Raw genomic sequence first — 22,116 nt, forward strand, 5'->3', positions numbered from 1 at the left:
CCGCTCTCGGCGGGCGTGCGGGCGTGCGGGCGTGCGGGCGTGCGGGCGGGTGAGCGTCCGGGCGCCGCGTGGGTGGGCGTGCGAGCGAGCCCGCGGGGCAGGGGCCGCTATCGGCGGGCGAGCTGGCGGCCGCCCAGGAACACCGCACGGGCGATCTGCTGGGAGTCGACCTGGATGATGACCGGGCGGTCGGCCAGTCGCTCCACGGCGGCGGTGAGGCTGCGCAGTCCGCCGCCGTGCCCGAGCATCCGCTCCAGCTTGGACAGCGGGATGACCGCCTCGCTTTCCCCGGCCTCACCGATCAGCGCCAGGGTGCCGCCGGGGCGGGCCTGGACGAGACCGCCGGCGGCCAGGTGCGGGACCGGCACGCTCAGGCGGGGGAAGCCGAAGGAGCGGCCACCGTACTTGGGGACCCAGTCGGGGATGCTGATCCGGATGCCGGCGAGCGCGCCGAGCAGTCCGTTCACCGCGACGGCGAGGCCGGTCATGGGGGAGAGCATGGCGTTGCCGAGCCCCCTGAGGACCGGGCCGGCGTTCTTCGCCAGTCCGCTCATCGCCGAGCCCATGATCCGCATGGCGGTCGAGACGGTCTGCCGGACCACCTTGGTGACCTTGTCCATGTTCACGAACTGCGCGATGAGCGGGGCCAGCAGCGTCATCACCAGCCCGAAGGGACTGGCCGCCATCGCCAGGTTCAGCCCCCGCTGTGCCAGCGAGGCCCCCTTGAGCCCCTTGCCCAGCTTCCCCATCGACGTCCCGCCCTTGTCGGCGTTCTTCGCCGCCCTGCCGACGGACTTCTCGACCGCGTCCGACTGCGACTTGACCTTCTTCAGCTCACCTTGGGCGCCCTTGGCGGACGCCTTGAGCCTGTCGAGGGACGCCTTGAGCTTGTCGGAGCCGGTACGGGCCTTGCCGAGGCTGGTGTTGGCGGAGTTGGAAGCGGTCTTCACCTTGTCGACGCTGCTGCCGCTCTGGGTGGCGGCGGTCTTGAGCTTGCCGAGGGAGGTGGTGAGCTGGCCGGCGCCGGTCCGAATCTTGTTGACGGCCGTGGTGGCGGTGCCCGTGGACTGCCGCAGTGTGCCCAGGCTGCCCGATGCGTTGCTCAGAGCTGTCCGGAATCTGTTCACGCTGGCTGTCGTCTGGTTGAGCGATGCACTCAGACCCATGTCTCTGTCTCCAGTTCGTCGGGGGGCGGGGGTCGGTCACGCCTGGTTGGCGGCTTTCTGCAGCGCTTGTTCGAAGTTCTTCAGTTGTTCCGTCGTCCTGGCGAAGACCTTGTCGGGCTTCACCTCGTCCATGTCCTTCTTGAGGTTGTCGACGCGGGTTCGTGTTTCATTTACCTTCGTGCGCAGGTTCCTGAATTTCTGCTCGGCCTGCTCCAAAGCCTTCTGTGCGTTTCGCTGGGCATCCGCACTTCGGCCCAGTTCTTTCAAGTCGGCGGTCGTAGCCTTCGAGCCCTTGGCCTTTTCGCGAGAGGAGTTCAGTCGTGCGCTGGCTGCTTCGAGTTCAGCCCTCTTCTTTCTGGCGTCCTCTTCCGCCTCCTTCAGTGCCGTGACTTCTTTGTCGAAGTCACGGACGGCTCGCTCCCACTTCGTCTGATGATGCTTGGCCTCGTCCGCTCGCTTGGTCGCGTAGAGCTGCTCGCCTCGCCAGGTGACGCCCTTTTCGTCCACTTTCAGGAAGCTGTAATCGACCTTGACAAGGTTGGCGCCGAGGGAGGCGATCGCCAGGCCGGAGATCTCGGCCTTCAGCAGAGTTATGTCGGTCTTCAGTGCGGTTATGGTGCTGGAGAAGGTGAAAGCCTTCTCTCTTGCCCTGACCCAGTCCTTTTTGCTGACCCAGGTGATAGCATCGACGATGTCGCCTTCGTTGGCCATTCTTCCTCCTTGGTTGATGCTCGACGATGGAATTGGTTTCAGGTTCTTCTTTCGATTGTCATGAGGGGTGCATCGTGTCCGACGAGGAGTCCTGGTATGTGCTGGTGGAAACGGGCGACGATTTTAGGCTCGAAATGGTCGAACACGTGGAAGGGGGAGTCGAGCACGCCAGGGAAAGAGCGCTGGAGCTCGCCAAGGTGTGCACACCTGGAACGTCGAAATACCTGTGGGAGGGACCGCGATCCGTATTTCGGATCAGCGAAAACGAACTTATTGTCGTCGTCAGGTCGAATGAATTGAGCTGGCAGAAGAGCAAGTTCCGGGTGACCGTGGGTGAGCTCATCCATACCCAGGAGTACGTCGAAGAGCCGCTGGCGCCGGAGGGTGAAAGCGGGCGGAGAAAGTTCTTCCCGCGGAACAAATAGAACCGAGCTCGGCGGGCGATCTGCGCGTACACTCGATATCAATTGCCATCAACCGCAAGAGACCGATCTGCGGCCGGCGGTCGATGGTGGTGGTGGGGAGGCCACGATCCTCGACGTTGTGGCGGGTGAGGTCGGCGGCCGACGCCCTCGTGAAGCATCTGAGGTGATTTGTGTTCGGCACAGGTGATCGGAAGAACTATTTCTCCGGGTACAAGTCGCGCGTCCTTGAGGTGCCGGAAGAGTTGCGTGGGCGCGCGGTGATTGTCGAGGCGTGGCGATGGTCCGGCAGCACCGGCGGTTTTGAGCTGGAACCGGGACAATGTGAAGAGGTGCGGCTCATCCGCGGCTATAAGATGCTGGGGCGCTGGAAAGTGCGGTTTGTGGACGCGATGTCCGCCGGGCCGCTGCCGGCGCGGGTAAAGGGTGGCGCATCGCGTTTCTTCCAATGCCCGGCGCCGGGGACGCGGATCGCGGCGGAATTCGGTGATGCCGGGGGGCGGCTGGGTGTCTACAACGAGCAGGGGCGGTGCATCCGTGTGCTCGCGGGGCGGAGCCACCGGTTCGACGATGTCGTCACTGTCCCCGAGGTGCAGGGCCTGCTTGCGGTGGAGGGGCCGGAATTGAAGTGGGGACCGATGACCAAGTGGTCCCTCCGGGTCCAGAACTGAGGTGCAGCTCGTAGACACGCCGACTGTTTCGTCCTGAAGGCAATCTCCCGCCGGCACCGGTACCGGCACCGACGCAGGGCGCTCTCGAAGCAGTGCCTGCGTCAGTGCCGTTCGTCGTCCGGGTGGGGGCGGGCCGATGTGGTGTCGGAGGGGTCGGGGAAGGGGAGGATCTTGGCCGCCGGCGGCTGGGAGCGGTGGGGTTGTGGCTCGGGTTCGGTTTTCGCCCTCGCCTCCGCCCTGCGCCGGGCGTCGTGCTCGCCGCGGTCCTGCCAGCCGTGCGCGTACGCGGTGAACTCGCGCTTCTCGATCTCCGACCGAGTGGTGATCACCAGGTCGGGCGGCAGGGGCCGGCCCCTGAAGCGTGCGGCCAGGGCCTGCTGGATCTCCAGGGTGGCTTCCCTGACCTCGGCCTCGTCCCACACCGTGCCGTCATCCCTCGTCACGACCCCCGCCCTCCGTGTAGCCACCCCTGGTAATCGAACAGGTGAGTGATAAGCGTCTTGCAGCGTACCCCAACGACGGTCCGCCGGCCGGGAATACGGCGGTGGTTTCAGGCCACCTCGTACGTGCCGGTGATGCGGATCGCGCTGGTGCTGGACCACGCCGTGCCGAGCACTCCTGAGCTGCCGATCTGGTTGAGGTCGGGGGACGTCGACGAGGTCGGACCCCACAGCGTGTAGGCCGTTGCGCCCGTGCTCGCCGTCGGCTGGCAGAAGAGCACCGCCCGGACCGAGGAGGCGGTGGCCACGCCGCTGAACTGCACCAGGCCGCCGAGCGCGCCGGACGTGACCGGCAGGCTGAGGGTGTAGTAGCCGCTGCCGAAGGTCGTCGTCGAACCGAACGTCACCAGGGTGCTGAAATGGCAGACCTTGCCCACCACCGCGTACTTGCCGGTCAGCGTGCCGTTGCCGATCGCGGGCGCCGTGGTGTCGGCGGTCCAGACGGGGGTGTACGTGTTCCAGGCGCCCAGCGCCACCCACGTGGAACCCGTGTAGTAGCTGAGCGTGCCGGGGGTGGAGAGCCAGGCGACCATCCCGGCGACCGGCGTCTTGACGGCCGCGTCCCGTTCGGTGGCGTTCGCGTAGCGCAGGACGGTACGGCCGTCGACGCCCTCCGCCAGGGACTGGAGGTGGAGCGGGAGGTTCGCGGTGTCGGTCGGTTCCGGGTACGGCAGGCCGCCGAGCGGGGTGTAGCGGGTCATGGGTGCATCACTCCTGCGAGGGGTCTCGAATCGGGTCTCGGGGACGGGACGGGGTGGGTGCTCAGCTGAAGAACTGAGTCAGCTCGGCGGCGCTGGGGTTGCGGAGCCGACCTGTCTCCCCACCGGCCTCGGCCCGTGGTGGGGGCGGCTGCTCGGGCTGCTCCTCCCGAGGCGGCTGCTGCGCTCCGGGCCGCGGCACCGGCTTCGGGTACTCCAGCGGCTCTGCGTCCTCGTCCCGGTTGACGGTGGCGAACATCCAGTTCGCCTCGGCGAGTTGGTCGACCGCGGCGGCGAGCAGATAGTCGGTGACCGTCCACTCGACCGCCTCGCCGTGCATCGCGCGCAGGGTCGCGCTGTCGCGTGGCAGATGTCTGACCAGCACCGCGAGCCGGCGGGAGGAGAGCCGGCCGCGGTGCCAGTCGAGCAGGTCCACGCCGTAGTGGCGGAGCAGGTCCGCCTCAAGGGCCTCGGCGTGCTCGTCGACGAACTCGCCGAGGCTCAGCCTTCCCCCAGGCCGAGCCCGGTCTCCTTGCCGTACGCCTCAAGGATCGCGGCGATGTCCTGGAGGGTGACCTCGTGCCGGTCGAAGCGCTCGAACTGGGTCTCGCCCAGCAGCACGCGCAGCAGACCGTCCACGTCGTTGTCGTCCAGCTCGCGCAGCGCGCGGGCCGTCCTGCGGGTCAGCTCCGTGGGGAGCGTGAAGGTGTCGCCGTCGATGGTGAAGGACCAGGCGCGGCCGAGGGCCTCCTGGCGCTGGGCGCGGGCCGCGCTGACGTCGAATGCCGCCATGCTTCAACTCCTGGGTCAGGTAAGGGATGTGCCCTGGATCGGGGATCGAGGATCGGGAGAGGTGCGCGGGCGGGCCGGCGCCGAGGCCGTACGGCCCCGGTTCCGGCCCGCCCGCCGGGGAGTGGATCAGCCCGCGGCGTACGCCGGGTCCTTCATCAGGAAGGTGGCCAGCGGGGAGCTGTCCTTGACCGCCAGCGCGCTGAAGGTGACACCGAGCTTGATGGCGGAGTTGCGGGCCAGGGACATCTCCTCGGTGTCCGTGACGTGGCCGCGCGGGATGACGAACCGGTAGATCACCGAGCTTCCGTCGGTGAACTCGATGCCCAGGGCCCGCTCGTTGACCTCCGGGTTGGTCGCCACCTCGTACTTGTAGACACCGGAGCTGGCGGCGGTCTCGGTGATGCTGCCCCCGCCCATGAAGAAGGGCAGGGTGTCCTCGTTCATCTGCATCATCTGGAACTTGACCGTCAGGTCGCGGTCGGAGAGGACGAACCGGGCCGGGGAGAGCGACTGCCAGGTGTCGATCGGGTCCAGCTTGTCCTTCTTCGACAGCTTGATGCCGTCGGTGGAGGTGTAGCCGAGGTCCTTCCACGCGGCGCCCCACGCGACGGTGGTGTCGGCCGGACCGGCCGTCTCGGCCGGGGCCACCAGGATGCGGCCGCTGCCGGCGACTCGGATCTCCTTGACGCTGTTGCCTGCCATGCGTAACTCCTCTGATTCTTACGGTGGTTGGGCCATCTCCGGGTCCGGACATGGCGAAGGCCCCGCCGATGCCGTGAAAGGCGGGCAGGGCCGGTACGGGGGAGAGCGGGCCGGGTGGCGCGCTCAGGCGGGCTGGATGGCCAGCCGGACCGTGGAGTAGTAGCGGTTCGCCGCGGAGCGGTTCCAGTCGGGCAGCCAGCGCGGTCCGTCGGCCTCGACGACGTCGGCCACGTATGTGGTGCCGTACGTCGTGCCCCGCAGGGCGAGCAGTGCGGAGCGGACCTTCAGGGACAGCGTGTGCGCGGCGGTCTTGTCGGGGCCGTAGACCTCGAAGTCGACCAGCGGCTGGTCCAGGTGCTGGTCGTCGATCCAGGCCCCGCCGGCGCGGGAGACCAGCACGACCGGCTCCGCGCCGGTGAAGCCGGGCGGCGGCACGTTGTCCACGGTGGCGGTTGCGAGTTCGGTGCGATCGGTCAGGAAGTCGACGACGAGTCGCTCGACGTCGGGGAAGGTGACCGCAGGGTCGGCCACGGGGGCCTCCCTTCTGTCAGGCCGACGGCGCGGGGCCGCCGGCGGTACGGCCCGGTGGAGGCGGGCCCATGCGAAACGGCGGGCCGCACCCGGTCGTGGGCACAGCTCCGCCGCTGCATCTACTGTGACATGTTGCGAGCGCGAGCGCAACTAGTGATTCCGGGGCGGGTGGGGCGGTCCCTGGATCCGGGGGAGCGGACGCGGACAGAAAAACGCCCCGCTGCATGTGAATGCGGCGAGGCGGTGCGAGGGGGAGCGGGGGAGGCGGGCGTCAGCGGACCGGCGTCGTCACTCCGCTCCCGTGGACGTTCCCGTGCCGGACGCCGCCCCGGGCTCTGCGGGCAGGAACTGCTCCACGACCCTGACGAAGACCTCGCGCCGGTCCGCGGGCACGCCGAGCAGCTCGGCCACCTCCGCCGGCGTGACCCGGTGGCGGCGCTCGGGGCCGGAGGGGGCGGTCGTCAGGTAGTCGTGCGGGTCGGCCAGTTCCTCGGCGGTCAGCCGGCCGGAACGGATGAGCATCTCGCGCACCGGGACGTCGAGCGCCCTGGCCAGCCGCCGTGTGGTCTCCAGGTCCGGCATGCTCTGGCGCTGGAGCATGCGGGTGACGGCGGCGCGGTGGACGCCCGCCTCGTCCGCGATCCGCGACTTCCCGCCGCCGCGCGGGCTGTCGATGTCGTACCCGCGTGCCCGCATCAGGTCTTCGACCCATGCGGCGAACGTGTTCAGGTCCTGACTGGTCATGTGGTGTTCGCCCCCCTTCGGAAGTCCTGAGTTTAGCTTGCTTGCGCGCGCGGTATTACGTGTCGTCTGCAAGCCCTGTGAAAAAACCGTGCAGAAAGTGGGGGATTTGGCCGGTTGCGACCGGCTCTCCAGGGCGGTACGAGCTTCGGGGCCTGAAAATACGTTGCGAGCGCGCGCGCAATCTGTGAGGCTGGTGGGGCTCGCTCGTCATCCGCCCACCAGGAGGCTCCATGTCCGTGGCCGGCTCATGCCCGCCGAGAGTTCCGGGCGCACCCCATGCCCCTCGCCCTTTCACACACCGGGAACCGCTGGAGCCGACGGGCCGCCCGGTGCCCTGCGGCGGGGAGCGGACGCCGGGAGGTCACGGTGCCTGAGACACGACACCCGCGCCCGTCCGGCCCGCCTGCGACCGACGACCGCCCCGTCGACCAGGCCGCGCTCTGGATCGGCACCCTGCTCCAGCAACTCCCGGAGCTGTCGGCCGAACTCGTACCGGGCCGCACCTCGTCGGCGCACCGCCCCGGCCCGCCCCAGCCGCCACCCGCCGACCTCGCCGCGCGTCTGCGCGAGGAACGCGCCGAGGCACTGCTGCTCCAGCAGCGGCACGGCCTGACCGCCCCCGGCCACAGCGCGGCCCCGCTGCGGCTCCACGTCTCCGACGCCCTGCGCGACATCACCGACGGTGTCGTCGAACTGGAGGAGGCCGTCCGCGACCGGCTCGGCCTGCCGCGCGCCCGCCGGGCCCCGGTGCCCGAGCGGCTGCGCCGGATCGCGGCCCTGCTCGACGAGGTGGCCGCCGACCCCGTTCTCGCCGCGCACGTACGGGACGAGACGCGCCGCATGGCCCGCCGCTGCGCCCATGCCCTCGGCGACACGGAGACTGTGGTCCGGGTCTCCGGCCGCTGCCCCTGGTGCGACTCGGTCTCCCTGCGCGCCTTCGCGGACCGCGGCGCCGTGCTGTGCATCAACCCGGCCTGCCGCTGCACGGACGAACTGTGCGGCTGCCACGACGACCCGGCCTACCGGCACAGCTGGGACGAGACGGAGTGGCGGCGTACGTCCATCGAGGGGGAGGAGTCCCGATGAGCGGCTGCCCCGACCTGCCGACGCTGATCCCCGGGCCCCTCGCGGCCCAGGAGGCCGGCGTCGCGCCCGCCACCATCCGCAAGTGGGTCCAGCTGGGCCGCCTCGCACCGGCCGCGCGGGCCGGACGCGCCCAGCTCTTCCGCCTGGAGGACGTCTTCGCGGCCGAACGCGCCTCCCGCGCGGGCAGGCGCCGATCACGGGCCTCCGCGCCCACCGTCACCCCCGCCCCACGGCCACGCTCCGACCTCCGGCGCGAGGACGCCGCAACCGAGGAGACACCCCGCCCGAAGCGCCCGTGACCGCCCCCGCACTCCCTGATGACGGCCCCCGGAGCCCTGGGCCCGGCAACCAAGGACTCGGCCCTGGGGGCCGGCACCGACGAGCCGCCCCGCCCTCCCGGCGCCCGCCCTCCCGGCGCCCTCCCGGTCGCGCCCGGCGCGGCGCGGACGGCCCGGGTCGCCGTTCCGCGTCAGCTGTGGTATAGCGGCGTTCACCGGAGAAACCCCAGTTCACGCCCCCCTGAGCGGCCGGCTCCCCCGTGCCGTTCCATTGGTTTTGACCGGAGTCTGTGCGGTAGGTACGCTCAGACCTTGTGCCTGGGGTGTGCCCTGGCCCTCGTGCGTGCCTACAAACCGCATACGGGCCGAGAGCGGCCACCGTAATCTGCGCCCTTTTCGCCTCGCGGCGGGAGTCTGCCGGATTCGACACACCCGACCGCGTGGGTCGGCGACGTTCCAGGTTAGCTGTACCCATCGGCACACAGAAACCGGAGAAGTAGTGCCTACGATCCAGCAGCTGGTCCGCAAGGGCCGGCAGGACAAGGTCGAGAAGAACAAGACGCCCGCACTCGAGGGTTCCCCTCAGCGTCGTGGCGTCTGCACGCGTGTGTTCACGACCACCCCGAAGAAGCCGAACTCGGCCCTGCGTAAGGTCGCGCGTGTGCGTCTGACCAGCGGCATCGAGGTCACCGCTTACATTCCGGGTGAGGGACACAACCTGCAGGAGCACTCCATCGTGCTCGTGCGCGGCGGCCGTGTGAAGGACCTGCCGGGTGTTCGCTACAAGATCATCCGTGGCTCGCTCGACACCCAGGGTGTCAAGAACCGCAAGCAGGCTCGCAGCCGTTACGGCGCCAAGAAGGAGAAGTAAGAATGCCTCGTAAGGGCCCCGCCCCGAAGCGCCCGGTCATCATCGACCCGGTCTACGGTTCTCCTCTGGTGACCTCCCTGATCAACAAGGTGCTGCTGAACGGCAAGCGCTCCACCGCCGAGCGCATCGTCTACGGCGCCATGGAGGGTCTGCGCGAGAAGACCGGTAACGACCCGGTCATCACGCTCAAGCGCGCCCTCGACAACATCAAGCCGACCCTCGAGGTCAAGTCCCGCCGTGTCGGTGGCGCCACCTACCAGGTCCCGGTCGAGGTCAAGCCCGGCCGTGCCAACACCCTGGCGCTGCGCTGGCTGGTCGGTTACTCCCGCGCCCGTCGCGAGAAGACCATGACCGAGCGTCTGCTCAACGAGCTCCTCGACGCCAGCAACGGCCTCGGTGCCGCTGTGAAGAAGCGCGAGGACACGCACAAGATGGCCGAGTCCAACAAGGCCTTCGCGCACTACCGCTGGTAGTCGCTACCCACATCGAGACCGAGAGAAGACTGAAGCCTTATGGCTACCACTTCGCTTGACCTGGCCAGGGTGCGCAACATCGGCATCATGGCCCACATCGACGCGGGCAAGACGACCACCACCGAGCGGATCCTGTTCTACACCGGTGTGTCCTACAAGATCGGTGAGGTCCACGACGGCGCTGCCACCATGGACTGGATGGAGCAGGAGCAGGAGCGTGGCATCACGATCACCTCTGCTGCCACCACCTGCCACTGGCCGCTGGAGAACGTCGACCACACCATCAACATCATCGACACCCCGGGTCACGTCGACTTCACCGTCGAGGTGGAGCGCTCCCTGCGCGTGCTCGACGGTGCCGTGACGGTGTTCGACGGCGTCGCCGGCGTTGAGCCCCAGTCCGAGACGGTGTGGCGTCAGGCGGACCGCTACGGCGTTCCGCGTATCTGCTTCGTCAACAAGCTCGACCGTACCGGTGCCGAGTTCCACCGCTGCGTCGACATGATCGTCGACCGTCTGGGCGCCCAGCCGCTGGTCATGCAGCTGCCGATCGGTGCCGAGGCGGACTTCAAGGGCGTCGTCGACCTGGTGAAGATGAAGGCTCTCGTCTGGTCCGCCGAGGCGACCAAGGGCGAGATGTACGACACCGTCGACATCCCCGACACGCACGTCGAGGCCGCCGAGGAGTGGCGCGGCAAGCTGATCGAGGCCGTCGCCGAGAACGACGAAGAGATCATGGAGCTGTACCTGGAGGGCGAGGAGCCTTCCGAGGAGCAGCTGTACGCCGCGATCCGTCGTATCACCATCGCGTCCGGCAAGGGCGGCGGCACCACCGTCACCCCCGTGTTCTGCGGCACCGCGTTCAAGAACAAGGGCGTTCAGCCCCTGCTCGACGCGGTCGTGCGCTACCTGCCGTCGCCGGTCGACATCGAGGCCATCGAGGGCCACGACGTCAAGGACCCCGAGCAGGTCATCAAGCGCAAGCCGTCCGACGACGAGCCGCTCGCGGCGCTGGCGTTCAAGATCATGAGCGACCCGCACCTCGGCAAGCTCACCTTCGTCCGCGTGTACTCCGGCCGCCTGGAGTCCGGCACCGCCGTGCTGAACTCCGTCAAGGGCCGCAAGGAGCGCATCGGCAAGATCTACCGCATGCACGCCAACAAGCGTGAGGAGATCGAGTCGGTGGGCGCCGGTGACATCGTCGCCGTCATGGGTCTGAAGCAGACCACCACCGGTGAGACGCTGTCCGACGAGAAGAACCCGGTGATCCTGGAGTCCATGGACTTCCCGGCCCCGGTCATCCAGGTCGCCATCGAGCCCAAGTCGAAGGGCGACCAGGAGAAGCTCGGCGTCGCGATCCAGCGTCTGGCCGAGGAGGACCCGTCCTTCCAGGTCCACTCGGACGAGGAGACCGGCCAGACCATCATCGGTGGTATGGGCGAGCTGCACCTCGAGGTGCTGGTCGACCGTATGCGCCGTGAGTTCAAGGTCGAGGCCAACGTCGGCAAGCCGCAGGTCGCGTACCGCGAGACCATCCGCAAGGCCGTCGAGAAGGTCGAGTACACCCACAAGAAGCAGACGGGTGGTACCGGCCAGTTCGCCCGCGTCATCATCGCGATCGAGCCCATCGAGAGTGGCGACACCTCGTACGAGTTCGTGAACCAGGTGACCGGTGGCCGCGTGCCGAAGGAGTACATCCCTTCGGTCGACGCCGGTGCGCAGGAGGCCATGCAGTTCGGCATCCTCGCCGGCTACGAGATGACCGGCGTGCGCGTCACGCTGCTCGACGGCGCCTACCACGAGGTCGACTCATCCGAGCTCGCCTTCAAGATCGCCGGTTCGCAGGCCTTCAAGGAGGCCGCGCGCAAGGCGTCCCCCGTGCTCCTTGAGCCGATGATGGCCGTCGAGGTCACCACGCCCGAGGACTACATGGGTGAGGTCATCGGCGACATCAACTCCCGCCGTGGCCAGATCCAGGCCATGGAGGAGCGGGCCGGTGCCCGCGTCGTGAAGGGCCTCGTGCCCCTCTCGGAGATGTTCGGTTACGTCGGCGACCTGCGCAGCAAGACGTCCGGCCGCGCCAGCTACTCCATGCAGTTCGACTCCTACGCCGAGGTTCCGCGGAACGTCGCCGAGGAGATCATCGCGAAGGCCAAGGGCGAGTAACGCACCGCGTTCACACGCCGTAGGCTTGACTCCGGAGCCTCACGGGGCAAACGCACACGATCGTGGGTGTTTGCCCCGGGTTCCGGGACTTAACAGCAAAGATCACCTGGCGCCGATGAAGTAAGGCGTACCAGAACCACTCCCAGGAGGACCCCAGTGGCGAAGGCGAAGTTCGAGCGGACTAAGCCGCACGTCAACATCGGCACCATCGGTCACATCGACCACGGTAAGACGACCCTCACGGCCGCCATTACCAAGGTGCTGCACGACGCGTACCCGGAGCTGAACGAGGCCACCCCGTTCGACAACATCGACAAGGCTCCTGAGGAGCGCCAGCGCGGTATCACCATCTCCATCGCGCACGTCGAGTACCAGACCGAGGCGCGTCACTACGCCCACGTCGACTGCCCCGGTCACGCGGACTACATCAAGAACATGATCACCGGTGCCGCCCAGATGGACGGCGCGATCCTCGTGGTCGCCGCGACCGACGGTCCGATGCCGCAGACCAAGGAGCACGTGCTCCTGGCCCGCCAGGTCGGCGTGCCGTACATCGTCGTCGCCCTGAACAAGGCCGACATGGTGGACGACGAGGAGATCCTGGAGCTCGTCGAGCTCGAGGTCCGTGAGCTCCTCTCCGAGTACGAGTTCCCGGGCGACGACCTGCCGGTCGTCAAGGTCTCCGCGCTCAAGGCCCTCGAGGGCGACGCCGAGTGGACGCAGTCCGTCCTCGACCTGATGAAGGCCGTCGACGAGTCCATCCCGGAGCCCGAGCGTGACGTCGACAAGCCGTTCCTGATGCCGATCGAGGACGTCTTCACGATCACCGGTCGCGGTACGGTCGTCACCGGCCGTATCGAGCGTGGTGTCCTCAAGGTCAACGAGACCGTCGACATCATCGGCATCAAGCCGGAGAAGACCACCACCACGGTCACCGGCATCGAGATGTTCCGCAAGCTGCTCGACGAGGGCCAGGCCGGTGAGAACGTCGGTCTGCTGCTCCGCGGCATCAAGCGCGAGGACGTCGAGCGCGGCCAGGTCATCATCAAGCCGGGCTCGGTCACCCCGCACACGGAGTTCGAGGCCACGGCGTACATCCTGTCCAAGGACGAGGGTGGCCGCCACACGCCGTTCTTCAACAACTACCGCCCGCAGTTCTACTTCCGTACCACGGACGTGACCGGCGTCGTGCACCTCCCCGAGGGCACCGAGATGGTCATGCCGGGCGACAACACCGACATGCGCGTCGAGCTGATCCAGCCCGTCGCCATGGAGGAGGGCCTGAAGTTCGCCATCCGTGAGGGTGGCCGGACCGTGGGCGCCGGCCAGGTCACCAAGATCGTCAAGTAAGTTCCGCTTGCTTGAGGGTCCGTTGACCCGGTAGCTCCATCGAGCTCCAGAGGGGGCCCGTACGACCTCGGTCGTGCGGGCCCCTTCGCCATGTCCGGGGCGGGGCCGGTGAAGGGTTCGGGAACGGGGGAGGGCGAGTGGGGCAACACCTGGTGAGGCGCGGGGGTTATGGGGGCCTGTGTCCGTAACGCGCGGAAGGTGCCCCCGTAGCGTGCCGGTGTGCCCCGATCGTCGATAGCCATGAGCGGTGTCGCCGTCGCCGAGCGCCCCGGGCCGCCGCCCGCGCCGGCCCGCACGCCCCAGGACCCCGCCGCCCGCACACGCCCCCGGCTCTACCTCGTGGACGGCATACGGCTGCTCGCCGCGCTGCTGGTGGTGGCCCACCACTTCGCCGGCACACGGCGCGCCGACCGGCCGGGCAACGCCATCTGGGACCGGCCGGTGTCGGACATCATGCCGACGGTGTTCCGGGTGGCGTCCTTCGGCTGGATCGGCGTCGAGATCTTCTTCGTGATCAGCGGCTTCGTGATCTGCATGTCCTGCTGGGGGCGCACGCCCCGGCAGTTCTTCGTCTCCCGCGTGACCCGCCTCTACCCGGCGTACTGGTTCGCGGTGCTGTTCACCACCGGCGTGCTGGTCGCCCTGCCCGGCGTCTGGGAGCGGCTGCCGCTGCGGGAGGTGCTGGTCAACCTCACGATGCTCCAGTCGGGCTCGCGCGTGCCCCATGTCGACGCCGTCTACTGGACCCTCTGGTCCGAGCTGCGCTTCTACCTGCTGTTCCTGGTCGTCGTCGCGATGGGCCTGACATACCGCCGGGTCGTCGCCTTCGCCTGCCTCTGGGGTGCCGCGGCCATGCTCGCGCCGGTCGCCGGGCTCCCGCTGCTCACCCTCGTGGCCCAGCCCGACGGCGCCTGGTACTTCATCGCGGGCCTCGCCCTGTACCTGATGCACCGCTTCGGCCAGGACCTGCTCCTGTGGGGCATCCTCGGCATGTCCTGGCTGATGGCCCAGCACGAGCTGGCGGAGCGCGTCGCCTACGAGGGCGTCTCCAGCTGGCGCGGCGCGGTCCTGATCTACACCGTGTTCCTGCTGGTCATGGTGGCCGTGGCGCTCGGCCGGGCGGACCGCTTCCAGTGGCGCCGGCTGGCGACGGCGGGCTGTCTGACCTACCCCCTCTACCTCCTGCACTACGTCGCCGGCACGACGCTCATCAACCGGCTGCGCGACACCATGGACGCCCGCCTGCTGCTCGTCCTGGTCACCGCCGGGTTCCTGCTGCTGGCCTGGCTGGTGCACCGGTACGTGGAGCGGCCGGTGTCACGGGTGCTGAAGCGGGGGCTGGACAGGGCGTTCACGCGGCCGCGCGCGGGCACTTCCTGAGAAGGCCGGGGGTTCCTCCGGCCGCGGGCGTGCCCTTCTCCCGCCTCCCGGTCCGCCGGCACCCCCGAAGGACTCGACCGGCGTGCGGGGTGTGTCCGGGCCGTGTTTGACCTGCGTCACTCTCGGGGTATTCTCTCCGGCTCGATTGGCGCCGCACATGCCCCGTATGGCAGACTGTCGGAGTTGCTCGGTCGAGTGTTGATGCTGCGCGCCTCCCGCCGGGAGGACCGGAAGCGAGTCCCACAGTACTCGTCGCCCTACCTGCCAGATGGCAGCACTGGGGCGGACGTACGGGAATCTTCCGGGAAGTGTATGCGCGGCACCGGCCAGGCACCCGGTGGGCCGACGCGTCAGCACGATGACGCAGCGCCCCCGGCCTGCGGTTCCGGAAGGGCCGTGTGCATTCCCCACAGGGATGTTCGAACAAGGGACATCTGTGTCAGCGGGAGCGCGACACGCCCGACCGCGTGGGTCGGAGAAACGCAAGATTCCCCGGGTACCAGAGCGTGAAGAGACAAAGGACTACTGAGTAGCCATGGCGGGACAGAAGATCCGCATCCGGCTCAAGGCCTACGACCACGAGGTCATCGACTCCTCGGCGAAGAAGATCGTCGAGACGGTGACGCGCACTGGTGCGTCGGTCGCGGGCCCGGTGCCGCTGCCCACTGAGAAGAACGTGTACTGCGTCATCAAGTCGCCGCACAAGTACAAGGACTCGCGCGAGCACTTCGAGATGCGCACGCACAAGCGCCTGATCGACATTCTCGACCCCACCCCCAAGACCGTTGACTCTCTGATGCGACTCGACCTCCCGGCCGGTGTCGACATCGAGATCAAGCTCTGAGGGTCGGTGAGCTGAGAATGGCTAAGCAGATCAAGGGCATCCTGGGCGAGAAGCTCGGCATGACGCAGGTGTGGGACGAGAACAACCGTGTTGTTCCGGTCACCGTCGTCAAGGCCGGCCCCAACGTCGTCACCCAGGTCCGTACGAACGACGTCGACGGCTACGAGTCGGTCCAGATCGCCTTCGGCGAGATCGACCCGCGCAAGGTGAACAAGCCCCTCAAGGGCCACTTCGCCAAGGCCGACGTCACCCCGCGTCGCCACCTCGTCGAGATCCGCACCGCGGACGCCTCCGAGTACACGCTCGGCCAGGAGATCACCGCCGAGGTGTTCGAGGCCGGCACGAAGGTCGACGTCACCGGCAAGAGCAAGGGCAAGGGCTTCGCCGGTGTCATGAAGCGTCACAACTTCGGTGGCCTCGGCGCCGGTCACGGCACCCAGCGCAAGCACCGCTCGCCCGGTTCCATCGGTGGCTGCGCCACCCCGGGCCGTGTGTTCAAGGGCCTCCGCATGGCGGGTCGTATGGGCAACGAGCGGGTCACCACCCAGAACCTGACCGTCCACGCCGTTGACGCGGAGAAGGGTCTGCTGCTCATCAAGGGCGCGGTTCCCGGTCCGAACGGCGGCCTCGTCCTGGTCCGCACCGCGGCCAAGGGGGCCTGAGGTAACCGATGAGCACTGTTGACATCCTTTCGCCGGCTGGCGACAAGGCCGGTTCCGTCGAGCTCCCCGCGGAGATCTTCGACGCCAAGGTCAGCGTTCCGCTGATCCACCAGGTCGTCGTCGCGCAGCTGGCCGCTGCCCGCCAGGGCACGCACAAGACCAAGACCCGTGGCGAAGTCCGTGGTGGTGGCAAGAAGCCGTACCGCCAGAAGGGCACCGGTCGCGCCCGTCAGGGTTCGACCCGCGCGCCGCAGTTCGCCGGTGGTGGCGTCGTGCACGGTCCCGTGCCGCGTGACTACTCGCAGCGGACCCCGAAGAAGATGAAGGCCGCCGCCCTGCGCGGTGCCCTCACCGACCGGGCCCGCCACAACCGCATCCACGTCGTCTCCGGCGTGGTCGAGGGCGAGATCTCCACCAAGGCCGCCAAGACGCTGTTCGGCAAGATCTCGGAGCGCAAGAACCTGCTCCTGGTCGCCGAGCGCTCCGACGAGGCCGCGTGGCTGTCCGCCCGCAACCTGCCCCAGGTCCACATCCTGGAGCCGGGCCAGCTGAACACGTACGACGTTCTCGTCTCCGACGACGTGGTCTTCACCCAGGCCGCTTTCGAGTCCTTCGTGTCCGGCCCGAAGGCCACCGACACCGAAGGGACTGAGGCCTGATGGCTATCCGTCACCCCGCCGTCGCCTCGAAGGCCGCCAAGAAGGCCAAGGAGGCGCGCGTCAAGAAGGCGCGTCGTCACGCCGCCGAGGGCAAGAACACGGTCATCACCCCGGTCAGCAAGGCGTACACGGACCCCCGTGACGTGCTGATCAAGCCGGTGGTCTCCGAGAAGAGCTACGCGCTCCTGGACGAGAACAAGTACACGTTCATCGTCGACCCGCGCTCCAACAAGACCCAGATCAAGCAGGCCGTCGAGACGGTCTTCGAGGTCAAGGTCACCGGGGTCAACACGATCAACCGCGTCGGCAAGCGCAAGCGCACCCGCACCGGTTTCGGCCAGCGTGCCGCGACCAAGCGCGCGATCGTGACCCTCGCCGAGGGCGACCGTATCGACATCTTCGGCGGTCCGACCGCGTAAGCGGTCAGGATCGTCCGAATATCGGACGAGGACTGAGAAATGGGTATCCGCAAGTACAAGCCGACGACTCCTGGCCGTCGTGGCGCCAGCGTCGCCGACTTCGTCGAGGTCACGCGGTCCACGCCGGAGAAGTCGCTGGTTCGCCCCCTGCACAGCAAGGGTGGCCGTAACAACTCCGGTCGCGTGACCGTCCGCCACCAGGGTGGTGGCCACAAGCGCGCCTACCGCGTGATCGACTTCCGTCGTCACGACAAGGACGGCGTGCCGGCGAAGGTCGCTCACATCGAGTACGACCCCAACCGCACCGCGCGCATCGCGCTCCTGCACTACGCGGACGGCGAGAAGCGCTACATCCTGGCCCCCAAGGGCCTCAACCAGGGCGACCGGATCGAGAACGGCCCCGCGGCCGACATCAAGCCCGGCAACAACCTGGCGCTGCGCAACATCCCGGTCGGTACGACGATCCACTCCGTGGAGCTTCGTCCCGGTGGCGGCGCGAAGTTCGCCCGCTCCGCCGGTGCCTCCGTGCAGCTGCTCGCGAAGGAGGGCTCGATGGCCCACCTCCGCATGCCCTCCGGTGAGATCCGCCTGGTCGACGTGCGCTGCCGCGCCACCGTCGGCGAGGTCGGCAACGCCGAGCAGAGCAACATCAACTGGGGCAAGGCCGGCCGTAAGCGGTGGCTGGGCGTTCGCCCGACCGTCCGTGGTGTGGTCATGAACCCGGTCGACCACCCGCACGGTGGTGGTGAGGGCAAGACCTCCGGTGGCCGCCACCCGGTCAGCCCGTGGGGCAAGAAGGAAGGCCGTACTCGTTCGCCCAAGAAGGCGTCGAACAAGTACATCGTCCGCCGCCGCAAGACGAACAAGAAGCGCTAAGGACGGGTTGAGATGCCTCGTAGCTTGAAGAAGGGGCCCTTCGTCGACGACCACCTGATGAAGAAGGTGGACGCCCAGAACGAAGCGGGCACCAAGAACGTCATCAAGACCTGGTCCCGTCGCTCGATGATCGTGCCGGCCATGCTCGGCCACACGCTCGCGGTGCACAACGGCAAGACCCACATCCCGGTGTTCGTCACCGAGTCGATGGTCGGCCACAAGCTCGGCGAGTTCTCGCCGACGCGCACCTTCCGGGGTCACGTCAAGGAAGACCGGAAGTCGAAGCGCCGCTAAGCGGATCGCATTCAGACACGTAAGTAACTGAAGGGACAACCATGGAAGCCAGGGCCCAGGCGCGGTACATCCGCGTCACGCCCATGAAGGCCCGCCGCGTGGTGGACCTCATCCGTGGCATGGACGCCACGGAGGCCCAGGCGGTCCTGCGATTCGCTCCGCAGGCTGCCTCTGTGCCGGTCGGCAAGGTGCTCGACAGCGCCATCGCCAACGCCGCGCACAACTACGACCACACGGACGCCTCCTCGCTGTACATCAGCGAGGCGTACGTCGACGAGGGCCCGACCCTGAAGCGGTTCCGGCCGCGCGCCCAGGGCCGTGCCTACCGGATCCGCAAGCGGACCAGCCACATCACCGTGGTCGTCGCCAGCAAGGAAGGAACCCGGTAATGGGCCAGAAGGTAAACCCGCACGGGTTCCGGCTCGGTGTCACCACGGACTTCAAGTCCCGGTGGTACGCCGACAAGCTGTACAAGGACTACGTCAAGGAAGACGTCGCCATCCGTCGGATGCTGACGTCCGGCATGGAGCGCGCCGGCATCTCCAAGGTGGAGATCGAGCGCACCCGTGACCGTGTCCGCGTGGACATCCACACCGCGCGTCCGGGCATCGTCATCGGCCGCCGCGGTGCGGAGGCCGACAAGATCCGCGGTCAGCTGGAGAAGCTGACGGGCAAGCAGGTCCAGCTGAACATCCTCGAGGTCAAGAACCCCGAGACCGACGCTCAGCTGGTTGCTCAGGCCGTCGCCGAGCAGCTGTCCTCCCGCGTCTCCTTCCGTCGGGCCATGCGCAAGAGCATGCAGTCCGCCATGAAGGCCGGCGCCAAGGGCATCAAGATCCAGTGCGGTGGCCGCCTCGGCGGCGCCGAGATGTCCCGCTCGGAGTTCTACCGCGAGGGCCGTGTGCCCCTGCACACGCTCCGCGCGAACGTGGACTACGGCTTCTTCGAGGCCAAGACGACCTTCGGCCGCATCGGTGTGAAGGTCTGGATCTACAAGGGCGACGTCAAGAACATCGCCGAGGTCCGCGCCGAGAACGCTGCCGCCCGTGCGGGTAACCGCCCGGCCCGCGGTGGCGCCGACCGCCCGGCCCGTGGTGGCCGTGGTGGCGAGCGGCGCGGTCGCAAGCCGCAGCAGCAGGCTCCCGCCGCCGAGGCCCCCCAGGCCGAGGCCGGTGCCGCCGCTCCGGCTGAGAGCACCGGAACGGAGGCCTGACCACCATGCTGATCCCCCGTAGGGTCAAGCACCGCAAGCAGCACCACCCGAAGCGCAACGGTATGTCCAAGGGTGGAACGCAGGTTGCGTTCGGCGAGTACGGCATCCAGGCGCTGACCCCGGCGTACGTCACGAACCGCCAGATCGAGGCGGCTCGTATCGCCATGACCCGCCACATCAAGCGTGGCGGCAAGGTCTGGATCAACATCTACCCGGACCGTCCCCTCACCAAGAAGCCGGCCGAGACCCGCATGGGTTCCGGTAAGGGTTCTCCGGAGTGGTGGATCGCCAACGTCAAGCCCGGACGCGTCATGTTCGAGCTGTCGTACCCCAACGAGAAGATCGCCCGTGAGGCTCTGACTCGTGCGGCCCACAAGCTGCCGATGAAGTGCCGGATCGTCAAGCGCGAGGCAGGTGAAGCGTGATGTCGGCCGGTACCAAGGCGTCCGAGCTGCGCGAGCTGGGCAACGAGGAGCTTCTGGCGAAGCTCCGCGAGGCCAAGGAAGAGCTGTTCAACCTCCGCTTCCAGGCGGCGACGGGCCAGCTCGAGAACCACGGCCGTCTGAAGGCGGTCCGCAAGGACATCGCCCGGATCTACACCCTCATGCGTGAGCGTGAGCTCGGCATCGAGACGGTGGAGAACGCCTGATGAGCGAGAAGAACGTGACTGAGAACACCGAGGCGCGCGGATTCCGCAAGACCCGCGAGGGTCTGGTCGTCAGCGACAAGATGGACAAGACCGTCGTCGTCGCCGTCGAGGACCGCGTCAAGCACGCGCTGTACGGCAAGGTCATCCGCCGTACCAACAAGCTCAAGGCGCACGACGAGCAGAACGCCGCGGGTGTCGGCGACCGCGTCCTCCTCATGGAGACCCGGCCGCTGTCCGCGACGAAGCGCTGGCGCGTCGTCGAGATCCTCGAGAAGGCCAAGTAATTCCTGCGGGCATCCCCGCAGGACAGTTCCGCCAGGCTCCGGGGGCCGCTCGCTGAGCGGCCCCCGGGGAACCGGCAGACGATCAGGAGATAGACGTGATCCAGCAGGAGTCGCGACTGCGTGTCGCCGACAACACTGGTGCGAAGGAGATCCTTTGCATCCGTGTGCTCGGTGGCTCCGGTCGCCGCTACGCGGGCATCGGTGACGTCATCGTCGCCACCGTCAAGGACGCGATCCCCGGTGGCAACGTGAAGAAGGGCGACGTCGTCAAGGCTGTCGTCGTGCGCACCGTCAAGGAGCGCCGTCGTCCGGACGGCTCGTACATCCGCTTCGACGAGAACGCCGCTGTCATTCTGAAGAACGACGGCGACCCTCGCGGCACCCGTATCTTCGGCCCGGTCGGCCGTGAGCTGCGCGAGAAGAAGTTCATGAAGATCATCTCGCTCGCGCCGGAGGTGCTGTAAGCATGAAGATCAAGAAGGGCGACCTGGTCCAGGTCATCACCGGTAAGGACAAGGGCAAGCAGGGCAAGGTCATCGCGGCCTACCCCCGCGAGGACCGCGTCCTGGTCGAGGGTGTCAACCGGGTCAAGAAGCACACGAAGGCCGGTCCGACCGCTCGCGGTTCCCAGGCCGGCGGCATCGTGACCACCGAGGCGCCGATCCACGTCTCCAACGTCCAGCTGGTCGTGGAGAAGGACGGCAAGAAGGTCGTCACGCGTGTCGGCTACCGCTTCGACGAAGAGGGCAACAAGATCCGCGTTGCCAAGCGGACGGGTGAGGACATCTGATGGCTACCACCACCACTCCGCGTCTGAAGACGAAGTACCGCGAGGAGATCGCGGGCAAGCTGCGTGACGAGTTCAAGTACGAGAACGTCATGCAGGTTCCCGGCCTCGTGAAGATCGTGGTCAACATGGGTGTCGGCGACGCCGCCCGTGACTCGAAGCTGATCGAGGGCGCGATCCGCGACCTGACCACCATCACCGGTCAGAAGCCGGCCGTCACCAAGGCCCGCAAGTCCATCGCGCAGTTCAAGCTGCGTGAGGGCCAGCCGATCGGTGCCCACGTCACGCTCCGTGGCGACCGCATGTGGGAGTTCCTGGACCGCACCCTGTCGCTCGCGCTGCCGCGCATCCGCGACTTCCGCGGCCTGTCCCCCAAGCAGTTCGACGGCCGTGGCAACTACACCTTCGGTCTCACGGAGCAGGTCATGTTCCACGAGATCGACCAGGACAAGATCGACCGTGTCCGGGGTATGGACATCACCGTGGTCACCACGGCGACCAACGACGAAGAGGGCCGCGCGCTCCTCCGTCACCTCGGCTTCCCGTTCAAGGAGGCGTGAGCGAGATGGCGAAGAAGGCTCTCATCGCGAAGGCTGCTCGCAAGCCCAAGTTCGGCGTGCGTGCGTACACCCGCTGCCAGCGCTGCGGTCGTCCGCACTCCGTGTACCGCAAGTTCGGCCTGTGCCGCGTGTGCCTTCGTGAGATGGCTCACCGTGGCGAGCTGCCGGGCGTGACCAAGAGCTCCTGGTAATCCCCGTAAAAAGGGATTCCTGGACCTCTCGGTAAGCAACCGGGACGGCAGGGGCACCGGCCCTCATGGCTTAGGCTAGGAGGGTTGGGCCTCTGCCGCCCTGAACGACTTACTACGCCGTAGGTCCCCGCGCCGCA

The 22,116-nt window shown here is 67.8% G+C and carries 32 protein-coding genes and 1 pseudogene; 24 read left to right on the top strand and 9 right to left on the bottom strand.

The annotated features are described in order from the left end of the window. Positions 1-107 precede the first annotated feature (107 nt). Both ACSU6M_RS20380 and ACSU6M_RS20385 read right to left on the bottom strand, forming a co-directional pair. The gene (locus ACSU6M_RS20380) at positions 108-1,127 is read right to left on the bottom strand and encodes a hypothetical protein (RefSeq protein WP_437071179.1); all 1,020 of its coding nucleotides are present in this window, start codon (positions 1,125-1,127) and stop codon (positions 108-110) included. A gap of 75 nt (positions 1,128-1,202) precedes the next feature. Then, entirely contained in the window at positions 1,203-1,877 is a 675-nt protein-coding gene (locus ACSU6M_RS20385) for a hypothetical protein (protein WP_437071180.1), read from the bottom strand. Between the two features lie 74 nt (positions 1,878-1,951). Between ACSU6M_RS20385 and ACSU6M_RS20390 the strand changes: the two genes are divergently transcribed. Both ACSU6M_RS20390 and ACSU6M_RS20395 read left to right on the top strand, forming a co-directional pair. Beyond that, on the top strand, positions 1,952-2,302 hold the full coding sequence (locus ACSU6M_RS20390; protein ID WP_437071181.1) for a hypothetical protein: 351 nt from the start codon (positions 1,952-1,954) through the stop codon (positions 2,300-2,302). 170 nt (positions 2,303-2,472) lie between these two features. Continuing rightward, on the top strand, positions 2,473-2,970 hold the full coding sequence (locus tag ACSU6M_RS20395) for a hypothetical protein (protein ID WP_437071182.1): 498 nt from the start codon (positions 2,473-2,475) through the stop codon (positions 2,968-2,970). A 101-nt stretch (positions 2,971-3,071) separates the two neighbouring features. Here the strand turns inward: ACSU6M_RS20395 and ACSU6M_RS20400 are convergent, their stop codons facing one another. From ACSU6M_RS20400 to ACSU6M_RS20430, 7 genes are all read right to left on the bottom strand, one after another. Then, a complete protein-coding gene (locus ACSU6M_RS20400) occupies positions 3,072-3,413 on the bottom strand; it encodes a hypothetical protein (RefSeq protein ID WP_437071183.1) in 342 nt (113 codons plus the stop codon). 107 nt (positions 3,414-3,520) lie between these two features. After that, on the bottom strand, positions 3,521-4,171 hold the full coding sequence (locus ACSU6M_RS20405; RefSeq protein WP_437071184.1) for a hypothetical protein: 651 nt from the start codon (positions 4,169-4,171) through the stop codon (positions 3,521-3,523). A gap of 61 nt (positions 4,172-4,232) precedes the next feature. After that, positions 4,233-4,604 carry a hypothetical protein gene (locus tag ACSU6M_RS20410; protein WP_437071185.1) on the bottom strand — a complete coding sequence of 124 codons (372 nt, stop codon included), beginning with the start codon at positions 4,602-4,604 and terminating at the stop codon, positions 4,233-4,235. Between the two features lie 65 nt (positions 4,605-4,669). Further along, on the bottom strand, positions 4,670-4,960 hold the full coding sequence (locus ACSU6M_RS20415; RefSeq protein ID WP_437071186.1) for a hypothetical protein: 291 nt from the start codon (positions 4,958-4,960) through the stop codon (positions 4,670-4,672). Positions 4,961-5,086: 126 nt separating this feature from the next. Further along, complete coding sequence (locus ACSU6M_RS20420; RefSeq protein WP_437071187.1) at positions 5,087-5,662, bottom strand: phage tail protein; 576 nt, start codon at positions 5,660-5,662, stop codon at positions 5,087-5,089. 123 nt (positions 5,663-5,785) lie between these two features. Next, positions 5,786-6,193 carry a hypothetical protein gene (locus ACSU6M_RS20425; protein ID WP_437071188.1) on the bottom strand — a complete coding sequence of 136 codons (408 nt, stop codon included), beginning with the start codon at positions 6,191-6,193 and terminating at the stop codon, positions 5,786-5,788. 288 nt (positions 6,194-6,481) lie between these two features. Then, positions 6,482-6,937, bottom strand: coding sequence for a helix-turn-helix domain-containing protein (locus ACSU6M_RS20430; protein WP_437071189.1), 456 nt, complete (start codon positions 6,935-6,937; stop codon positions 6,482-6,484). A 366-nt stretch (positions 6,938-7,303) separates the two neighbouring features. On the opposite strand from ACSU6M_RS20430, the gene ACSU6M_RS20435 reads away from it, so the two are divergent. From ACSU6M_RS20435 to ACSU6M_RS20540, 22 genes and pseudogenes are all read left to right on the top strand, one after another. Beyond that, entirely contained in the window at positions 7,304-8,023 is a 720-nt protein-coding gene (locus ACSU6M_RS20435) for a hypothetical protein (RefSeq protein ID WP_437071190.1), read from the top strand. Further along, a pseudogene (locus tag ACSU6M_RS20440) lies at positions 8,020-8,202 on the top strand (hypothetical protein); the annotation flags it as partial. The gene ACSU6M_RS20435 and the pseudogene ACSU6M_RS20440, both read left to right, overlap by 4 nt. A 598-nt stretch (positions 8,203-8,800) precedes the next feature. Then, positions 8,801-9,172: a 30S ribosomal protein S12 gene (rpsL, locus tag ACSU6M_RS20445; RefSeq protein WP_003948652.1), complete on the top strand. Its 372-nt coding sequence runs from the start codon at positions 8,801-8,803 to the stop codon at positions 9,170-9,172. A 2-nt stretch (positions 9,173-9,174) separates the two neighbouring features. Beyond that, complete coding sequence (gene rpsG / locus ACSU6M_RS20450) at positions 9,175-9,645, top strand: 30S ribosomal protein S7 (RefSeq protein WP_413951258.1); 471 nt, start codon at positions 9,175-9,177, stop codon at positions 9,643-9,645. Positions 9,646-9,684: 39 nt separating this feature from the next. Then, positions 9,685-11,811, top strand: coding sequence for an elongation factor G (gene fusA / locus ACSU6M_RS20455; RefSeq protein WP_437071191.1), 2,127 nt, complete (start codon positions 9,685-9,687; stop codon positions 11,809-11,811). A gap of 156 nt (positions 11,812-11,967) precedes the next feature. Further along, entirely contained in the window at positions 11,968-13,161 is a 1,194-nt protein-coding gene (gene tuf / locus ACSU6M_RS20460; RefSeq protein WP_437071192.1) for an elongation factor Tu, read from the top strand. Positions 13,162-13,401: 240 nt separating this feature from the next. Next, on the top strand, positions 13,402-14,541 hold the full coding sequence (locus ACSU6M_RS20465) for an acyltransferase family protein (protein WP_437071193.1): 1,140 nt from the start codon (positions 13,402-13,404) through the stop codon (positions 14,539-14,541). Between the two features lie 535 nt (positions 14,542-15,076). After that, positions 15,077-15,385 (top strand): 30S ribosomal protein S10, encoded by a 309-nt coding sequence (rpsJ, locus tag ACSU6M_RS20470; RefSeq protein ID WP_003948644.1) that lies wholly within the window; start codon positions 15,077-15,079, stop codon positions 15,383-15,385. Positions 15,386-15,402: 17 nt separating this feature from the next. Then, positions 15,403-16,047, top strand: a complete 645-nt coding sequence (gene rplC, locus ACSU6M_RS20475; RefSeq protein WP_110629818.1) for a 50S ribosomal protein L3 — start codon at positions 15,403-15,405, stop codon at positions 16,045-16,047. An 8-nt stretch (positions 16,048-16,055) separates the two neighbouring features. Beyond that, the gene (gene rplD, locus ACSU6M_RS20480; protein WP_437071194.1) at positions 16,056-16,706 is read left to right on the top strand and encodes a 50S ribosomal protein L4; all 651 of its coding nucleotides are present in this window, start codon (positions 16,056-16,058) and stop codon (positions 16,704-16,706) included. Further along, positions 16,706-17,125 (top strand): 50S ribosomal protein L23, encoded by a 420-nt coding sequence (rplW, locus tag ACSU6M_RS20485; RefSeq protein ID WP_437071195.1) that lies wholly within the window; start codon positions 16,706-16,708, stop codon positions 17,123-17,125. The genes rplD and rplW overlap by 1 nt, the downstream gene beginning before the upstream one ends. 39 nt (positions 17,126-17,164) lie before the next feature. Further along, positions 17,165-18,001 carry a 50S ribosomal protein L2 gene (gene rplB, locus ACSU6M_RS20490; RefSeq protein WP_437071196.1) on the top strand — a complete coding sequence of 279 codons (837 nt, stop codon included), beginning with the start codon at positions 17,165-17,167 and terminating at the stop codon, positions 17,999-18,001. Between the two features lie 12 nt (positions 18,002-18,013). Then, positions 18,014-18,295, top strand: coding sequence for a 30S ribosomal protein S19 (gene rpsS / locus ACSU6M_RS20495; protein WP_030233885.1), 282 nt, complete (start codon positions 18,014-18,016; stop codon positions 18,293-18,295). A gap of 41 nt (positions 18,296-18,336) precedes the next feature. After that, positions 18,337-18,684 (top strand): 50S ribosomal protein L22, encoded by a 348-nt coding sequence (gene rplV, locus ACSU6M_RS20500; protein WP_366130434.1) that lies wholly within the window; start codon positions 18,337-18,339, stop codon positions 18,682-18,684. Beyond that, positions 18,684-19,508 carry a 30S ribosomal protein S3 gene (gene rpsC, locus ACSU6M_RS20505; RefSeq protein WP_437071197.1) on the top strand — a complete coding sequence of 275 codons (825 nt, stop codon included), beginning with the start codon at positions 18,684-18,686 and terminating at the stop codon, positions 19,506-19,508. The genes rplV and rpsC overlap by 1 nt, the downstream gene beginning before the upstream one ends. A 5-nt stretch (positions 19,509-19,513) precedes the next feature. Then, on the top strand, positions 19,514-19,933 hold the full coding sequence (gene rplP / locus ACSU6M_RS20510; protein ID WP_009190136.1) for a 50S ribosomal protein L16: 420 nt from the start codon (positions 19,514-19,516) through the stop codon (positions 19,931-19,933). Continuing rightward, positions 19,933-20,157: a 50S ribosomal protein L29 gene (gene rpmC, locus ACSU6M_RS20515; protein WP_007494763.1), complete on the top strand. Its 225-nt coding sequence runs from the start codon at positions 19,933-19,935 to the stop codon at positions 20,155-20,157. Before rplP ends, rpmC begins: the two co-directional genes overlap by 1 nt. Continuing rightward, a complete protein-coding gene (gene rpsQ, locus ACSU6M_RS20520; protein ID WP_153539280.1) occupies positions 20,157-20,441 on the top strand; it encodes a 30S ribosomal protein S17 in 285 nt (94 codons plus the stop codon). The genes rpmC and rpsQ overlap by 1 nt, the downstream gene beginning before the upstream one ends. A gap of 95 nt (positions 20,442-20,536) precedes the next feature. Beyond that, on the top strand, positions 20,537-20,905 hold the full coding sequence (gene rplN, locus ACSU6M_RS20525) for a 50S ribosomal protein L14 (RefSeq protein WP_055718836.1): 369 nt from the start codon (positions 20,537-20,539) through the stop codon (positions 20,903-20,905). A 2-nt stretch (positions 20,906-20,907) separates the two neighbouring features. Continuing rightward, positions 20,908-21,231: a 50S ribosomal protein L24 gene (gene rplX, locus ACSU6M_RS20530; RefSeq protein ID WP_350962687.1), complete on the top strand. Its 324-nt coding sequence runs from the start codon at positions 20,908-20,910 to the stop codon at positions 21,229-21,231. After that, positions 21,231-21,788 carry a 50S ribosomal protein L5 gene (gene rplE, locus ACSU6M_RS20535; RefSeq protein WP_014674377.1) on the top strand — a complete coding sequence of 186 codons (558 nt, stop codon included), beginning with the start codon at positions 21,231-21,233 and terminating at the stop codon, positions 21,786-21,788. The genes rplX and rplE overlap by 1 nt, the downstream gene beginning before the upstream one ends. A 5-nt stretch (positions 21,789-21,793) precedes the next feature. Beyond that, positions 21,794-21,979, top strand: a complete 186-nt coding sequence (locus tag ACSU6M_RS20540; protein WP_003956452.1) for a type Z 30S ribosomal protein S14 — start codon at positions 21,794-21,796, stop codon at positions 21,977-21,979. Positions 21,980-22,116 lie beyond the last annotated feature (137 nt).

This window comes from Streptomyces sp. enrichment culture (assembly GCF_964272895.1).
Classification (GTDB): domain Bacteria; phylum Actinomycetota; class Actinomycetes; order Streptomycetales; family Streptomycetaceae; genus Streptomyces.

Coding starts and splice junctions, on each gene's coding strand:
- rplX (WP_350962687.1), top strand. CDS start 20,908: ATGAAGATCAAGAAGGGCGACCTGGTCCAGGTCATCACCGGTAAGGAC.
- rplE (WP_014674377.1), top strand. CDS start 21,231: ATGGCTACCACCACCACTCCGCGTCTGAAGACGAAGTACCGCGAGGAG.
- rpsC (WP_437071197.1), top strand. CDS start 18,684: ATGGGCCAGAAGGTAAACCCGCACGGGTTCCGGCTCGGTGTCACCACG.
- rpmC (WP_007494763.1), top strand. CDS start 19,933: ATGTCGGCCGGTACCAAGGCGTCCGAGCTGCGCGAGCTGGGCAACGAG.
- rplW (WP_437071195.1), top strand. CDS start 16,706: ATGGCTATCCGTCACCCCGCCGTCGCCTCGAAGGCCGCCAAGAAGGCC.
- ACSU6M_RS20415 (WP_437071186.1), bottom strand. CDS start 4,960: ATGGCGGCATTCGACGTCAGCGCGGCCCGCGCCCAGCGCCAGGAGGCC.
- ACSU6M_RS20430 (WP_437071189.1), bottom strand. CDS start 6,937: ATGACCAGTCAGGACCTGAACACGTTCGCCGCATGGGTCGAAGACCTG.
- rplC (WP_110629818.1), top strand. CDS start 15,403: ATGGCTAAGCAGATCAAGGGCATCCTGGGCGAGAAGCTCGGCATGACG.
- rplB (WP_437071196.1), top strand. CDS start 17,165: ATGGGTATCCGCAAGTACAAGCCGACGACTCCTGGCCGTCGTGGCGCC.
- ACSU6M_RS20385 (WP_437071180.1), bottom strand. CDS start 1,877: ATGGCCAACGAAGGCGACATCGTCGATGCTATCACCTGGGTCAGCAAA.
- ACSU6M_RS20405 (WP_437071184.1), bottom strand. CDS start 4,171: ATGACCCGCTACACCCCGCTCGGCGGCCTGCCGTACCCGGAACCGACC.
- rpsJ (WP_003948644.1), top strand. CDS start 15,077: ATGGCGGGACAGAAGATCCGCATCCGGCTCAAGGCCTACGACCACGAG.
- rpsQ (WP_153539280.1), top strand. CDS start 20,157: ATGAGCGAGAAGAACGTGACTGAGAACACCGAGGCGCGCGGATTCCGC.
- rpsS (WP_030233885.1), top strand. CDS start 18,014: ATGCCTCGTAGCTTGAAGAAGGGGCCCTTCGTCGACGACCACCTGATG.
- rplD (WP_437071194.1), top strand. CDS start 16,056: ATGAGCACTGTTGACATCCTTTCGCCGGCTGGCGACAAGGCCGGTTCC.
- ACSU6M_RS20420 (WP_437071187.1), bottom strand. CDS start 5,662: ATGGCAGGCAACAGCGTCAAGGAGATCCGAGTCGCCGGCAGCGGCCGC.
- ACSU6M_RS20540 (WP_003956452.1), top strand. CDS start 21,794: ATGGCGAAGAAGGCTCTCATCGCGAAGGCTGCTCGCAAGCCCAAGTTC.
- fusA (WP_437071191.1), top strand. CDS start 9,685: ATGGCTACCACTTCGCTTGACCTGGCCAGGGTGCGCAACATCGGCATC.
- rplP (WP_009190136.1), top strand. CDS start 19,514: ATGCTGATCCCCCGTAGGGTCAAGCACCGCAAGCAGCACCACCCGAAG.
- rplV (WP_366130434.1), top strand. CDS start 18,337: ATGGAAGCCAGGGCCCAGGCGCGGTACATCCGCGTCACGCCCATGAAG.
- ACSU6M_RS20465 (WP_437071193.1), top strand. CDS start 13,402: ATGAGCGGTGTCGCCGTCGCCGAGCGCCCCGGGCCGCCGCCCGCGCCG.
- rpsG (WP_413951258.1), top strand. CDS start 9,175: ATGCCTCGTAAGGGCCCCGCCCCGAAGCGCCCGGTCATCATCGACCCG.